Consider the following 15,202-nt stretch of genomic DNA (forward strand, 5'->3'; position numbering starts at 1 on the left):
ATGGCGGAGACCCAGCAGGTGGTCCGCCGCGGGCTGCTTCCCACCCACACCGCCCGGCGGATCCTGCGCGACTTCCACGAGCGCGGGCTCGAACCCGGTGACGGTCTCGCCGACGAGGCGACCCTGATCAAGCGGTACGAGGTCTCCCGCGGGACGTTGCGCGAGGCGCTGCGCCTGCTGACCTTCCTCGGTGCGGTCACGGTGAAGGCCGGCCCGAACGGCGGACCGCGCCTGGCCACGCCCGGGCCGGACGTGGTGGCCAGCGCCATGGGCATGGTGGTGCAGTTCCGCGGCGCGACCCTGCGGTCGGTGTTCGAGGCGCGGATCGCGGTGGAACCCGCGGTCGCCGCGCTCGCCGCCGCGCACCGCACCGAGCACGACCTCGTCCTGCTCGACGACTCCGTGGACGCTCTGCGCCGCGCGCAACGGGTCCGGGGCCCGGAGTACGCGGTGCACAGCGGCCGCTACCACCTCCGGGTGGCGGAGGCCGCGCACAACGACGTGCTCGCCACCATCGTCCCGGCGCTGGCCACGATGACCACGACCGTGCGGTGGCGTTTCCCCCGGGGCAGCCGCGCCGAGCTGACCCGGAGGATCGCCGAGGCCGTCGAGGCGATCCGCGGGCAGGACGAGGCCGCCGCGTCGACGACCACCCGGGCCATGATCGAGTGGTTGGTCGGGGAGATCGAAACCCAGCAGAGGACCGTGCTGGACAGTCCCATCCTCTGGCCCGATGTGGACGAGGTGCTCGCCGAGCAGCGTTCCGGCGGTCCGGCGGCCGAGCCCGCGGAGGCTCGCCCCAAGGTGGGCTAGCCGGCGACCCCGGGCCGCCAGCGCACGGTGGTGTCGTGCGAGACGCCGGCGGGTCCGCGGCCGTTCAGTCGCGGAACCGTGGCGGACGGCGGGCGGCGAACGCGGCCACACCCGCCCGTCCCTCGTCGTCGGTCGCGCTGGCGGCGATCGCCGCCGCCTCGGCGTCGAGATGCGAGTCCAGGTCACGGCACTCGGCGTCACCGATCAGCTGCTTGATCCGCCCGAGTGCACGGGTCGGCCCCTCGGCCAGCTGCCCGGCGATCCGCTCGGCCTCGGCGAGCACGTCCGGGTCCGGGACGACCATCGACACCAGCCCCCACTCGAGGGCCTGTGCCGCGTCGATCACGGTGTCGGTGAGCAGGACGTGCCGGGCCCGCCCGGCACCGATCAGGCGAGGCAGCAGCCAGCTCATCCCGCCGTCGGGGGAGAAGCCCAGCGCCGGGTAGGCCGGGCGGAGGCGGGTGGACGTTCCGGCCACCGCGACGTCGACCGCCAGCACCGCGCTCATGCCGGCGCCGGCGGCCCAACCCTGCACCGCCGCCACCACCGGGACCGGCGCGTTCCGCACGGCCCGCTGGAAGTCGTGGAACAGGTCGGCCAGCTGGTGGACGTGCCGTCCCACGTCTTCGGCCTGTGCAAAGCCCTGCACGTCGCCGCCGGTGCAGAAGTTCGAGCCGGTCCCGACCAGTAGCACCGCGCCGACCGACCCGTCGATCCCGCGCAGTTCCTCGGTCAACCGGCGCAGTGTGCTGGCCTGCAAGCTCGACCCGTTGTCCGCGGTGGTGAGCACGCAGCGCAGGACCAGGCCGCACAGCTCCGCACCATCGTGGACGACGGGCTGGGAAGGTTCGGGCATGACAACTCCTCGGCACCGGTGACGGGAACGCTCACGAGCCCCTCCGGGCGAGGCGGTCAGCACCCGACTGCCGGGGACGCATCGTGACGCGACACAGCGAACCACGATCGCGACGCGTCGTCATCGGGCCTGCCGGGCACATTCGGCCCCGCCACTGTGCCCACGTCACAACTCGGGCGGGCGGCCCGACGAGGTGGTGGAGGTGCCGATGCGCCAGGTCGAAACGATGCTGATGGAAGCTGCCTGTGGGCGGGCGGCCACGGCGAAGGGGTTCCACCCGACGACGTTGACCTCGTGGCGGCTGCTCGCCCGGCCGGGAGCAGCTGGCCTGATCATGAGCTTGACCGCCAGTAGCAGCTGGCGTGTCCCATCACAGTCATGCCGAGTCTCCCGAACCGGACCGGAACTGGCGTCCGTCCCGGTCGAAGGAGAACGCGTTGCCCGTCCTCGCAGAGCTCGTCGACGTCGTCATCGGCGTCGACACCCACGAGCACACCCACACCGCTGCCGTCGTCGCCGCGAGCACCGGCGCCGTCCTCGCACAAGCGACGGTCACGGCCGACCCTGAATTCAGAGGGATTTGACGATGTCTTCGACGCGGTCGCGCGCGTCGCCGAACAACATGTGGCTGTTCTCCTTGTAGAAGAGGGGGTTGGTGACGCCGGCGTAGCCGGTGGCCATGGAGCGTTTGAAGACGATGACGTCGGCGGCTTCCCAGACCTTCAGAACGGGCATGCCGGCGATGGGCGAACCGGGTTCGTCGGTCGCGGCCGGGTTGACGGTGTCGTTGGCGCCGATGACGAGGACGACGTCGGTGCCGGCGAAGTCGTCGTTGATCTCGTCCAGCTCCAGGACGATGTCGTAGGGCACCTTGGCCTCGGCGAGCAGGACGTTCATGTGGCCGGGCAGCCGGCCCGCGACGGGGTGGATGCCGAAGCGGACGTCGACGCCCTTGTCGCGGAGATGTCGGGTGAGTTCGGCGACGGGGTACTGGGCCTGGGCGACGGCCATGCCGTAGCCAGGAGTGATGATCACTCTGGTTGCGCCGGCCAGCAGGGCAGCCGCGCCCTCGGCGGTGACCTCCCGGTGGTCGCCGTAGTCCCTGGCCTCACCGGTGGGCGCCTCGATACCGAACCCGCCGGCGATGACGGCCACGAACGAGCGGTTCATCCCCTTGCACATGATGTAGGACAGGTAGGCACCTGAGGAACCGACCAGGGCACCGGTGATGATCAGCAGATCGTTGGCCAGCAGGAACCCGGAGGCCGCCGCCGCCCAGCCCGAGTAGCTGTTGAGCATCGACACCACCACCGGCATGTCGCCGCCACCGATGGAGGCGACGAGGTGCACACCGAACGCGAGTGCGATCACGGTGACGGCGACCAGCGCGACCGGCGTCGGCCGGACCACGAACCAGACGGTGAGGGCGACGAATGCGGCGACGGCGCCGAGATTGAGCACGTTCTTCCCGGGCAGCACGAGCGGGCGTGAGGAGAGCGTGCCGGCGAGCTTGCCCCAGGCGATGACGGACCCGGTGAAGGTGACGGAACCGATGAACACCCCGATCACGACCTCGGCCCGGTGGACGCCCACCAGTTCGGGGTCGAGCCCGCCGCCCCGGGCCTCGACCTCGAGGTAGCCGTTCCAGGCGACCAGCACCGCGGCGAGGCCGACGAAGCTGTGGAACAGCGCGATCAGCTCGGGCATGCCGGTCATCGGCACGCGGGCGGCACGGACCAGGCCGATCACCGCGCCGACCAGGACGGCGGCGATCAGCACACCGACGCCCAGCGCGTCGAGGCCGTGTCCGACGGCGAGAACGAGAGTGGCGATCAAGGCGATCGCCATGCCGGCGATGCCGAAGGTGTTGCCCGCCCTGGCGGTCTCGTGCCGGGAGAGTCCCGCGAGCGCAAGGATGAACAGCAGCGCGGAGACGAGGTAGGCGGCGGTGGCCGCGGACTGGGCAGTCACGGGATCAGCTCCGTCGGAACATGTCGAGCATGCGGCGAGTGACGGCGAAACCGCCGAAGACGTTGATCGTCGCCAGCAGCACCGCGACGGCGGCCACGACTGTGATCGCGGGGCCGTGCTGACCGATCTGCAGCAGGGCGCCGACGACGATGATCCCGGAGATCGCGTTGGTCACCGACATCAGCGGGGTGTGCAGTGCGTGGTGCACGTTCCCGATCACGTAGTAGCCGATCACGATGGCCAGCGCGAACACCACGAGGTGTTTGCTCAGCACCTGCGGCGAGACCGCGATGAGAGCGAACAGCACCGCGGCCGCGGCGGCGACGATGCCGAACCGCCGCCCGGGCGACAGCGGCGGTGTGGCTTCCTTCGCCGGCTCCGTGGCGGCTGCCGCGGGCGCGACCGCCGGGGCGGCCGACACCGACACCGGCGGTGGCGGCCAGGTCGATTCGCCGTCGCGCACGACGGTCATCGACCGCTGGACGGGGTCGTCGAGGTCGAGCACGACCTGTCCGTCCTTGCCCGGCGTAAGCAGCTTCATGAGGTTGACGAGGTTCGTGCCGTACAGCTGGCTGGCCTGGGTGGGCAGCCGGCCGGCCAGGGCGGTGTAACCGATGATCGTGACACCGTTGCCGGTCACGGTCTTCTCACCGGGCACGGTGCCCTCGACGTTGCCGCCGTTGGCCGCGGCCATGTCCACGATCACCGAACCGGGCCGCATCGCCGCCACCATCTCGGCCGTGATCAACTGCGGTGCCGGCCGTCCCGGAATCAGGGCGGTGGTGACGATGATGTCGACGTCCGCGCTCTGCTGGGCGTAGAGCTGCGCCTCGCGGATCTTGTAATCGTCGCCCATCTCCTTGGCGTAACCGGTTGTTGAGACCTCGACCTCCGGTGAGGTGATCGACAGGTACTCCCCGCCCAGCGACCTCACCTGGTCGGCGACGTCCGGCCGCGGATCGGTCGCCCGCACCACTGCCCCCAACGAGCCCGCCGCACCGATCGCCGCCAGCCCCGCGACACCGGCACCGACCACCAGCACCTTCGCCGGAGGCACTTTCCCGGCCGCGGTCACCTGACCGGTGAAGAACCGGCCGAACTCGTGCGCCGCCTCGATCACCGCCCGGTACCCGGCGATGTTGGCCATCGAGCTGAGCACGTCCAACGACTGCGCCCGCGAGATCCGGGGCACCGCGTCCATCGACAACGCCGTGATCGGCCGCCGTGCCAGCACCTCGACGATCTCCGGGTTCAGGGCGGGCGCCAACAGCGCGACCAGCATCGCCCCGGGCTTCATCCGCGCCAGCTCGACCTCGGCCGGTGCGTTGATCCCGAACACGACATCGGCCCGCCACGCGTCACCCACGCTCGCGCCCGCCTCAACGAACGCGCGGTCCGGGAAGTCCGACCGCTCTCCCGCCCCCGCCTCGACCAGCACCTCGTGCCCCAGCTTCCGCAGCTGGGTCACCGTCGCCGGGGTCGCGGCCACCCGGGTCTCACCCGGGCTCGACTCCCGCACCACACCGATGATCATTTGTCGGCACTCAGCCCGGGAGGTGGTCCGCGCCGACGTACATCGACTTGTACTCCAGGTAGTTGTCGAACCCCTCGGGACCGAGCTCGCGGCCGACGCCGCTGTCCTTCATGCCGCCGAACGGGGAACCGAGGTCGATGTTGTAGTAGTTGACGCCGATCGTGCCGGTGCGCACCCGGCGGGCGATGTCGAGGGCGCGGGCTTCGTCGGCCGACCACACCGATCCGGCGAGACCGTAGTTCGAGTCGTTCGCGATCCGGACGGCCTCGTCGTCGCCGCCGTCGTAGGGGATCACGGCCATGACCGGGCCGAACACCTCCTCGCGAGCGAGCTGGTCGCCGTTGTCGACGTCCGCGAAGACGGTCGGTTCCACGAACCAGCCCCGGTCCAGACCGGCCGGGCGACCACCGCCGGCGACCAGCCGTGCACCGGAGTTGCGGCCGATGTCGATGTAGCCCAACACCCGCTGCAGGTGCGTCTCGCTTGCCATCGGCCCGCAGGTCGTGGCGGGGTCGAGCGGGTCGCCCACGACGAGGTTGCCGGTGAACTGGGCGAGTGCGTCGACGACCTCGTCGTAGCGGGAGCGTGGCGCGAGGATCCGCGAGCTCGTGGTGCAGGTCTGGGCGTTGTTCATGAACGAGGCCGTGGGCAGGCCGGCGAGGAACACGTCCAGGTCGGCGTCGTCGCACACGATGGCCGCCGACTTGCCACCCAGCTCCAGGGTGCAGCGACGAATCAGCTCCCCGCACCTCGCCCCGATGGCACGCCCGGCGGCCGTCGACCCGGTGAATGCGATCTTGTCGATGAGCGGGTGCTCCACCAGTGCCGAGCCGGCCTCCCGGCCGGCCAGGACGATGTTGAGCACGCCCGGGGGCACGCCGGCCTCGGTGGCGGCGTCGCCGAACACGTAGGCGTCCAGGGCGGTCTCGGGCGAGGGCTTGAGCACGACCGTGCAGCCCGCCGCCAGCGCCGGCGCGATCTTGATCATCGCCAGGACCTGCGGGTAGTTCAACGGCGTGATCGCCCCGACCACACCGACCGGCTCCCGGCGCACGATCGTCGCCCCGGAGGCGCTCGGGCGAGCCACCTCCAGCGGCGTCTGCTCGATCACGTCGGCGTAGATGTTCAGGAGGGCGGCGGGCGCGGCCCCGTTGAACGCTCCGGACAGCGTGATCGGCATGCCGTTCTCGCGGCTGACCAGCGTCGACGTGCCGTCGGCCCGGGCGGCCAGTGCCTCGGCGAAGCGGCGCATCACCGCTGCGCGCTCGGCGGGCGTGGTGCGGCCCCACGGGCCCTCGTCGAGTGCACGGCGGGCGGCATTGACGGCGGCGTCGATATCGGCGTCGGTGCCCATCGCGGCGGTACCGAACAACTCCCCCGTCGCGGCCTCGAGCGCGCGGTGGGTCTCGCTGCCGCGAGGCTCCACCCACTCACCGTCGATGTAGAAGCGGGTGCGGTCCAGCTCGGTCCGCGACTCTGCGGCGAGACTCATGTGTGCAGCTCCTTTGATGTCGGATTCATCATTCGTCCGTGGTGTGGATCAGCGAGGTGGGCACCGACGCCGAGGGCACACCGAGCGCACGGTGGAAGCCGTCGGGGACGAGCAAGTGGTCGGGTTCCAGCTCGTGGACCGAGGACAGCCCCAGGCCCAGGAGGGCCGAGTCGATGCCGCTGCGCAGGATGTCCAGGACGTTCTCGACGCCGGCCTGGCCGTTGGCTGCCAGGCCCCACAGGTACGCCCGGCCGATCATCACCGCGCGGGCACCCAGCGCGAGCGCCTTCACCACGTCCGAGCCGCGCCGGATGCCCCCGTCGAGCAGCACCTCGACCTGGTCCCCGACGGCGGCCGCGACGGGGGCGACCATCCGGATCGCGGCGGGTGTCCCGTCGAGGTTGTTGCCGCCGTGGTTGGACACCGAGATCGCCGTGACCCCCGCGTCCACCGCCCGCCGGGCGTCGTCGACCCGGCACACGCCCTTCAACACGAACGGGCCCCCACCGAGCTGCTCCCACTGCTCGCGCATCCACGCCACGTCGTCCCACGACGGCGGCGGCGTGGTCATCCACTCGTAGTAGGCGGTGAAGAACGTCGGTGCCGCGCCACCGGGTGGGGCGAGGTTCGGTGCGGTCAGGTCGGGGATGCCCGCCCGGGCGAACCGGGCGGCCCACCGCGGACGGACCACGACCTGTGGCGCCATCCGGATCATCGTCCTGAGGTCGACCTTCTCCGGGATCTCCGGACTCCCCCAGTCCCGACCCATCGAGAACGACCAGTCCAGCGTGGCGATCAGGCCAACCGCACCGGCGGCCCTGGCCCGCTGCATCCGTTGGATCATCACATCCCGGGAGCCGGTCCAGTACATCTGGAACAGCGTCTGCGGGTTCGCCGCAACGGCTTCCTCGACGGACTTGCTCGCGAAGTTGCTCAGCGCCATCAGAGTGCCGCGGGCAGCGGCGGCCCGCGCGACGGCGACCTCTCCGTCCGGATGCACGGCCTGCACCCCCGTCGGGGAGATCATCACCGGAAGCGCGATCTCCTGTCCCAGCACGGTGGTCGTCATCGCTCGCTCGGCGCGGTGCCCCGCCACATGCGGGGCGAACCCGATCTCCCGGAACGCGGCCTCGTTATCCTCGACGGTCTGGCCGCGTTCGGAGCCCGCGACCAGGGCCCCGTACACGGGGGCCGGGAGGCACTTGCGCGCGCGGCGCTGCGCCACCGCGACCGACTCGAACCAGGGATTCTGCCGCCAGGGGTTCTGCAGCCAGTTCGGCTTGGGCACGACGGGTCCTTTCCGATCGGTACCGACAGGTCGTGCAGGAGGGTGCGGAGCTCAGGTCCGGTCGCGCACGTAGCGGCCGGGTGCCGGGTCGAGGACCGGGTGGGTGGTGGAACCCAGCTCGGCCGGAGCGGTGGTGCACTCGCCGGCGTGCGGGTCGAGCCAGGTCGTCCAGGCTTCCCACCAGCTGCCCTGCTGGCGGGTGGCGCCGGCCCACCACGCGTCCGGGTCGGGTCCGGGCGGGCCGCCGGTCCAGTAGTGCGCCTTCGGGTTGCCGGGCGGGTTGACCAGGCTGGCGATGTGCCCGGAGTAGCTGAGCACGAACGTGCTCTGGCCGCCGACGAGCTGGGTGGTGCGGTAGCAGCCCTTCCACGGGGTGAGGTGGTCGGTGACCGCGCCGGTCACGAAGGTGGGCACGGTGATGTCCTTGAGGTGCACCGGGCTGCCGAGCACGGTGAGCCCCCCGGGTGTGACCAGCAGGTTGTCCCGGAAGACGTCCAGGAACTGGCAGTGCAGCGCGCCGGGCAGGTTGGTTCCGTCGGCGTTCCAGGCCAGCACGTCGAACGCGGGCGGCTTGTCGCCCATGAGGTAGTTGTTGACCACGTAGTTGAACACCAGGTCGTCGGGGCGCATCCAGGTGAACGCCGCGCCCATCTGCCGGCTGGTGATGATCCCCGTCCGGCGCGACCGCTCCCGCGCCAGGCGCAGCAGCCCGGCGCTCTGGAACGCCGCGATCGGGGCCTGCTCGCCGAAGTCGAGCAGGGTGACCCCGTAGGACATGCTGCGCACCCGCCGGTCACCGGTGGCGGCGAGGTGGTTGAGCACGGTGGTGGCGATGATCCCGCCCGCGCAGAACCCGACGAGGTTCACGTCGTCGCTGCCGGTGATCTCGCGGACCGTGTCGATCGCGGACGACACCCGGGCGGCGTAGGTGTCGAGGTCCCAGTCGCCCTGCTCGGCGGTCGGGTTGCGCCAGCTGAGCAGGAACGTCTGCAGCTCCTGGCCGACCGCGTACTCGACGAAGCTGCGGCCCGGGCGCAAGTCCAGGAAGTAGTACCGCCCGATCGGCGGCGGCACGACCAGCACCGGCCGCCGGCGTACCCGTTCGGTGCTCGGCCGGTACTGGATCAGCTCGCCCACGGGTTCGCGGTCCACGACCGCGCCCGGTGTCGCCGCGAGGTCGCGGCCCACCTCGAACACCCCGCGCTCCACCATCGACGGCATCCCGCCGTTGTGCCGCACGTCGCCGGCGATGTTGCGCAGCCCGCGCAGCAGGCTCCGCCCTCCGGTGTCGAAGGCGCGTTTGAGCGCCGCCGGATTGGTGGGCAGGAAGTTCGTCGGGGCGAGGGCGCTGGTCAGGATGCCGGTGGCGAACCGGGCCTGCTCGACTCGGTGGGGGTCGGTGCCGCGCTCGGCCAGCGCGTCGGTCAGGTTGTCCACCGCACGCGTGGTGGCGAGGTAGCCGCGTCCGATCCGGTCGTAGACCGGGTTCTGCGACCACGCCGGGTCGGTGAACCGCCGGTCGCCCTTGGCCGGTGCGACCGAGGAGCGGCCCAGCGCGACCCGCACGAGCTCCCCGCCCAGTGCCGCGGCCTCGCGGGCGACGACCTGTCCCTGGCCCAGCGCCGCGGCCAGGCCACCGACCGCCTCCCCGAGCGACGGCATGCCGACCACCTCACCGCCGTCCGCGGTCGCGGCGGCGTCCGGGGGCGTGTCCGCGTTCCCGTCCCGATCGCCGTGAGGACGATCGCCCCGCCGCCGGCCGGCCATCACCGGCCGGCTTCGGCGTCGGCGTCGACCAGGCCGGCGTACTGCTCGCGCAGGTCGCGCTTGAGCACCTTGCCGCTGGGGTTCTTGGGAAGCGACTCCGCGAGGACGACGTACTTCGGGCGCTTGTACGGCGCGAGCGTGGCCCGGGCAAAGTCCCGCACGTCGTCGACCGACAGCGTGCTGCCGTCCCGGGGAACGACGGCCGCGGCCACGGCCTCGATCCAGTGCGGGTGGCTGATCCCGAACACGGCGACCTCCGCCACCCCGCCGAGCTCGTAGAGCGCCTCCTCGACCTCGCGGCTGGCGACGTTCTCGCCCCCGGTCTTGATCATGTCCTTCTTGCGGTCGACGATCGTGAGACAGCCGTCGGCGGTCATGACGCCGAGGTCACCGGAGTGGAACCAGCCGCCCGCGAACGCCTCCGCCGTCTTCGCCTCGTCCTGGTAGTAGCCAAGCATGGCGTGCGAGCTGCGGTGCACGATCTCGCCGACCTCGCCGGGCGCGACCGGGCGGTCGTCGTCGTCGACGATGACCGTCTCCACGTTCAGTGCGGGCCGGCCCGCACTGCCCGCCCGTTCCAGCTGCTCGTCCGGCCCCAGGATCGCGGCCACCGGTGCCAGCTCGGTCTGGCCGTAGAAGTTCCACAACGCCACGTCGGGAAGCCGCTCCTGGATCTCCCGGAGCACCTCGACCGGCATCGGCGATGCCCCGTAGTAGCCCTTCCGCAGCGAGGAGAGATCCGCGGTGTCGAAGTCGGGGTGACGCAGCAGCGAGATCCACACCGTCGGCGGGCAGAACAGCTTGGTCACCTTCTCCCGCTCGATCGTGGCCAGCAGGGTGGCGGGATCCGGGCCGGGCAGGATGACCGACGTCGCGCCGAGGTAGACGTCCGGGCCGAAGAAGCAGTCCAGCTGCGCGCAGTGGTACATCGGCAGCGAGTGCACCTCGACGTCGTCGGCGGACATCCCGCCGCCGACGATGCAGCTGACGTACTGGGAGATCAGCGATCGGGAGGTGAGGAGCACGCCCTTCGGCCGGGACTCGGTGCCGGAGGTGTACATCAGGCGGAGCGGGTCGTCGTCGTTCACGGCGACGTCCGGCGGCTCGACCGGTCCGGCGCCCCACCACGGATCGACGTCCTCCCAGCCCTCGGCCGCGCCGCAGCCGGACGGGGAGATCCGCCCGCGGACCCCGCCCGTGACACCCGCGGTGGCCAGCGCCTTCTCCGCGGTGGGCACCAGGGCGTCCTCGACGATCATGCCGCCGGCGCCGGAGTGAGTCAGGATGTAGGCGATCTCGTCGGCGCCCAGCATGAAGTTCACCGGCACCAGCACCACGCCGAGCTTCGCGGTCGCGTACACGAGCACGGCGTACTGCCAGCAGTTGTGCGACAGCACCGCGAGCCGGTCACCCTTGACCAGGCCGCGGTCGGTCAGCGCGTGCGCGCACCGGTTGACGGCGGTGTCGAACTCGGCGTAGGTCACCCGGAGATCCCCGGCCACGACGGCGAGCTTGCCGGGCGTGCGGCGGACGGTGCGGTTCAGCAGGTCACCGATGCCCTGGCGGCGGGCACGCGCGGCGAGGGCGGTCGTCTCGGGGGTGAAGGAGGTGTCCATGGCGCTCTCCGGCTTCGCTGACGGATGGAACGGCAGGCCCGGCCCCTCTGCGGGCCCGGGCCTGCCGGGTCTGGGACTACTCGAAGACGATCATTCCGCGGATGTTGCGGCCGGCGTGCATGTCCTCGTACGCCTTGGCCACCTGGTCGAGCGAGTACTCGGTGGTGACGAGCTCGTCCAACTTGAGCTGCCCCGCCTGGTACATGCGCAGCAGGCTCGGGATGTCCCGGCGCGGGTTGGACTCCCCGAACAGCGATCCCTGCAGCCGCTTCTGGAACAGGGTGAGCTCGCCGAGCGCGATCGGGGCGCCGACCGCGGTGATGTCCCCGAGCCCGGTCACGACGACGGTGCCCGCCTTGCGGATCGAGGCGAGGGCCTGCCCGATGTGGTCGCCCTGGAGCACACCGATGGTGACGATGGTCGCGTCGGCGCCCTGACCGTTGGTGAGCGACCGGGCGAAGTCGGCCGCCTCCTCGATCGTGGTGTAGAAGTGGGTGGCCCCGAACTGCTGGGCCCACTCCCGCTTCTGCTCCACCGGGTCGACCGCGATCACCGTGGTGGCGCCGGCGTGGGCGGCGCCCTGCAGGGCGTTGGCACCGATGCCGCCGATGCCCATCACGATGACGGTGTCGCCGGGCTGGACGTTGCCCGACCGCACCGCGGACCCCCAGCCGGTGGGGACCGCGCAGCCCAGCAGCGCGGCGGCCCGGAGCGGCAGCTCCTTGTCGATCTTGATGACCGACGCGGTCGAGGCAGTGGTGTACTCGCTGAAGGTGGAGATGCCGCACTGCTGGCCGACGGGCGTGCCGTCGTCGAGGTGCATCCGGAAGCTCGTCGGGTCCTCCGCACGTGCGCCGGTGAGCAGCGAGGCGCCGAGGTCGCAGAGGTTCGACAGGCCGCGGGCGCAGAACTCGCAGCGCCCGCAGGCGGGGAGGAAGGAGAACACGACGTGGTCGCCGACCTCGTACCCGGGGGTGTCCGGGCCGACGGCGGTGATCACGCCCGAGCCCTCGTGGCCACCCGCGTAGGGGAAGACGGCGACCGGGACGTCCCCGGTGGCCACGTGGTCGTCGGAGTGGCACAGGCCGGACGCGGCGATCTTGACCGTCACCTCGTTCTGACGCGGGTCGTCGAGTTCCACCTCGACGGTCTCGTACTTGCCGGGTGAGGAGCGGACGACGGAGGTGCGGGTGCGGATGGGCATGGCGGTGCCTCTCGGTCAGGCGGGCAGGGGGTTCTTGGTGAGGAACTCGGTGACGAGTCCGGCCACGTCGTCGGGGCGCTCCAGGGGCGCCGCGTGGCTCGCGCCCGGGCCGGCGAGCTGCTCGAACCGGGCACCGGGGATCCGGTCGGCGACCGCCCGGCCCTGCCGGGGCGGGGTGAGCAGGTCGGACTCGGCGGCGATCACCAGGGTCGGCACGGTGATCCGGTCGATCCGGTCGAGGGCGTCGTGGGCGACGTCGGCGTCCCACTGCTCGGCCGCGGTCGCCATCTGCTCCGGTGTGCTGGGGAACAGCGGGCCGAGCTGCTCGAGCATGGCGGGGAACTGCTCGGAGTTGAGCAGCTCGGGGGAGAAGGCGATCCCGAGGGCGGCGAGGGCGACGTCCCGGTGCCCGGTCCGCCACGGGTGTCCGAGCGCGGTGAACACCGAGGCCTGGTACACGTCGGTCCGGCCCCAGGTGCCGACCAGGGCGAGGTCGGCGACCCGCTCCGGGTGGTTCAGCGCCAGCTCCTGGGCGACGGTGCTGCCCAGCGAGTAGCCCAGCACATGCGCCCGGTCGATCCCGAGCTCGCCCAGCAGCGCGGCCAGGTCGTCGGCGAGCGAGGCCATGCTGATCGGGCCCTCGCCGCGGGTGGAATCGCCGACACCGCGGTGGTCGTAGGTGATCACCCGGAAGCTCGCCGCCAGTGTCGGCAGCATCGGCGCCCAGAGCCGGTGGGACTGGGTCGTGCCGCAGACCAGTACGAGCGGCTCGCCCGAGCCGTACTCGCTGACCTGCAGGTTCACGCCGTCCGGCAGCGTGACCGTCCGGTCGGTGGGGGTGGGGGTCGTCATGTCCGATCAACTCACCATCTGGAATCCGTCGTAACCGTTCGCGGCGACCTCGTCGCACCGCTGCCGGTAGGGGCCGACCCCACCGAGGTAGGGCATGAAGATCCGCGGCTTGCCGGGCACGTTCGCGCCCACGTACCAGGAGTTCGCCCGGGGCAGCAGGGTCGAGTCGGCGACCTCGTTGACGTGCGCGACCCACTCCTCCTCGGCCTTCGGCTCGGCCTCGATGAGCCGCACACCGTCGGCGCGCGCCCGCTCGATCGCGTCGGCGATCCAGTCCACGTGCTGCTCGATGGACACGACCATGTTGCTGAACACCGAGGGGCTCCCGGGACCGGTGACCAGGAACATGTTCGGGAACCCGGCGATGGCCAGGCCCAGGTAGGTGCGCGGTCCCGCGGCCCACACCTCGGAGAGCGTCAGCTCGTCGTGGCCCCGGATGTCCATGGCGAGCAGCGCCCCGGTCATCGCGTCGAAGCCAGTGGCGAAGACGATGGCGTCGACCGCGTACTCGGTGTCGCCGGCCCGGATCCCGTCGGGCGTGACCCGCTCGACCGGGGCCTCCCGCAGGTCCACCAGCGTCACGTTGTCCCGGTTGTAGGTCTCGAAGTAGTCGGTGTCGACGCAGATGCGCTTGCCGCCGAACGGGTAGCTGGTGGGGGTCAGCTTCGCGGCCACCTCCGGGTCGGTGACCTTCTCCCGGATCTTCGCGCTGAAGAACTCGGCGGCCGTCGCGTTCGCCTTCTCGTCGACCAGCACGTCGGCGAACGCGCCGTACATGGCGAGCCCGCCCAGTCGCCAGCGCTCCTCGTAGACGGCCCGGCGCTGCTCGGGCGTCGACTCGTTCGCGAGCAGGCCGGTGTCCGGCACGGTCAGCCCGGTGAACGTGTCCTTCGCGAACGCGCGCTTCTCGGCGAACCGCTCGGTGCCGTCGCGCTGCTCCTCCGGGCTCAGCGGGTGGTTGCCGGCAGGCACGCTGTGGTTCGGGGTGCGCTGGAAGACGTACAGGTGCTCGGCCTGCTCGGCGATCAGCGGGATCGACTGGATGCCGGACGAGCCGGTGCCGAAGACCGCCACCCGCTTGCCGGTGAAGTCCACGCCCTCCTCCGGCCACGAGCTGGTGTGGTAGGTCGGACCGGCGAACTCCTCCAGTCCCTCGAAGGACGGGGTCCGCGGCACGGACAGGCAGCCGGTGGCCATCACGACGTAGGTCGCGGTGACGGCGGGGCCGTTGTCGGTCTCGACCACCCAGTGCCGGGCGTCGTCGTCGAACCTCGCCCCGGTGACCCGCGTGTTCAGCTGGATGTCGCGGCGCAGGTCGAACCGGTCGGCGACGTGGTTGAGGTAGGCGAGCAGCTCCTGCTGGGCCGGGTAGCGCTCGCTCCAGGTCCAGTCACGCAGCAGTTCCTCGGAGAACGAGTACTGGTAGTCGACGCTCTCCACGTCGCAGCGGGCACCCGGATAACGGTTCCAGTACCAGGTTCCGCCGACGCCGCCCCCGGCCTCGAAAACGCGCACCGACAGTCCCTGCTGGCGCAGGCGGTGCAGCATGTACATTCCGCCGAATCCGGCGCCGACCACGACGGCGTCGTACGAACCGGACTGCGGCTGAGGGTGATCGGACATGACAACTCCTCGACTCTGAGGCACAGTGATCACGAGCCACACGGTCGCAACCCTCCGGCGGATCGGATATCCGCAGGTCCAGGGCTTGCTGTTGGCTGATTCACAGTCAACCGCCTGGCCGGGCATCCGTCATCGGGCCAGCCGGGCAACTTGTGGCCGGTCCGTTGGTCTGCCGGCACAAATCGG

At 71.3% G+C, this 15,202-nt stretch carries 12 protein-coding genes; 2 read left to right on the top strand and 10 right to left on the bottom strand.

What is annotated here, in order from left to right:
* Positions 1-813 (top strand): FadR/GntR family transcriptional regulator, encoded by an 813-nt coding sequence (locus H7X46_RS11800; RefSeq protein WP_186359448.1) that lies wholly within the window; start codon positions 1-3, stop codon positions 811-813.
* Positions 814-877: 64 nt separating this feature from the next.
* On the opposite strand, the gene H7X46_RS11805 is transcribed toward H7X46_RS11800, so the two are convergent.
* Positions 878-1,669 carry an enoyl-CoA hydratase-related protein gene (locus H7X46_RS11805; RefSeq protein ID WP_186359449.1) on the bottom strand — a complete coding sequence of 264 codons (792 nt, stop codon included), beginning with the start codon at positions 1,667-1,669 and terminating at the stop codon, positions 878-880.
* A 437-nt stretch (positions 1,670-2,106) separates the two neighbouring features.
* On the opposite strand from H7X46_RS11805, the gene H7X46_RS11810 reads away from it, so the two are divergent.
* Positions 2,107-2,253, top strand: coding sequence for a hypothetical protein (locus H7X46_RS11810; RefSeq protein WP_222131277.1), 147 nt, complete (start codon positions 2,107-2,109; stop codon positions 2,251-2,253).
* Here H7X46_RS11810 and pntB read toward each other — a convergent pair.
* The 9 genes from pntB to H7X46_RS11855 all read right to left on the bottom strand — a co-directional run bounded on the left by pntB (position 2,240) and on the right by H7X46_RS11855 (position 15,016).
* Entirely contained in the window at positions 2,240-3,640 is a 1,401-nt protein-coding gene (gene pntB, locus H7X46_RS11815; RefSeq protein WP_186359450.1) for a Re/Si-specific NAD(P)(+) transhydrogenase subunit beta, read from the bottom strand. The genes H7X46_RS11810 and pntB overlap by 14 nt on opposite strands.
* Positions 3,641-3,644: 4 nt before the next feature.
* On the bottom strand, positions 3,645-5,174 hold the full coding sequence (locus tag H7X46_RS11820; protein WP_186359451.1) for a Re/Si-specific NAD(P)(+) transhydrogenase subunit alpha: 1,530 nt from the start codon (positions 5,172-5,174) through the stop codon (positions 3,645-3,647).
* 10 nt (positions 5,175-5,184) lie between these two features.
* The gene (locus H7X46_RS11825) at positions 5,185-6,666 is read right to left on the bottom strand and encodes an aldehyde dehydrogenase (RefSeq protein ID WP_186359452.1); all 1,482 of its coding nucleotides are present in this window, start codon (positions 6,664-6,666) and stop codon (positions 5,185-5,187) included.
* A gap of 28 nt (positions 6,667-6,694) precedes the next feature.
* A complete protein-coding gene (mftD, locus tag H7X46_RS11830) occupies positions 6,695-7,954 on the bottom strand; it encodes a pre-mycofactocin synthase MftD (protein WP_186359453.1) in 1,260 nt (419 codons plus the stop codon).
* 51 nt (positions 7,955-8,005) lie between these two features.
* Complete coding sequence (locus H7X46_RS11835) at positions 8,006-9,616, bottom strand: alpha/beta hydrolase (protein ID WP_222131278.1); 1,611 nt, start codon at positions 9,614-9,616, stop codon at positions 8,006-8,008.
* 104 nt (positions 9,617-9,720) lie between these two features.
* Positions 9,721-11,337, bottom strand: coding sequence for an acyl-CoA synthetase (locus H7X46_RS11840; RefSeq protein WP_186359455.1), 1,617 nt, complete (start codon positions 11,335-11,337; stop codon positions 9,721-9,723).
* A 76-nt stretch (positions 11,338-11,413) separates the two neighbouring features.
* Positions 11,414-12,541 (bottom strand): NDMA-dependent alcohol dehydrogenase, encoded by a 1,128-nt coding sequence (locus tag H7X46_RS11845; protein WP_186359456.1) that lies wholly within the window; start codon positions 12,539-12,541, stop codon positions 11,414-11,416.
* A gap of 15 nt (positions 12,542-12,556) precedes the next feature.
* On the bottom strand, positions 12,557-13,393 hold the full coding sequence (locus tag H7X46_RS11850) for an alpha/beta fold hydrolase (protein ID WP_186359457.1): 837 nt from the start codon (positions 13,391-13,393) through the stop codon (positions 12,557-12,559).
* Between the two features lie 6 nt (positions 13,394-13,399).
* The gene (locus H7X46_RS11855; RefSeq protein WP_186359458.1) at positions 13,400-15,016 is read right to left on the bottom strand and encodes an NAD(P)/FAD-dependent oxidoreductase; all 1,617 of its coding nucleotides are present in this window, start codon (positions 15,014-15,016) and stop codon (positions 13,400-13,402) included.
* Positions 15,017-15,202: the final 186 nt, after the last annotated feature.

Origin of the sequence: Pseudonocardia sp. C8, assembly GCF_014267175.1 — a bacterium.
Classification (GTDB): domain Bacteria; phylum Actinomycetota; class Actinomycetes; order Mycobacteriales; family Pseudonocardiaceae; genus Pseudonocardia.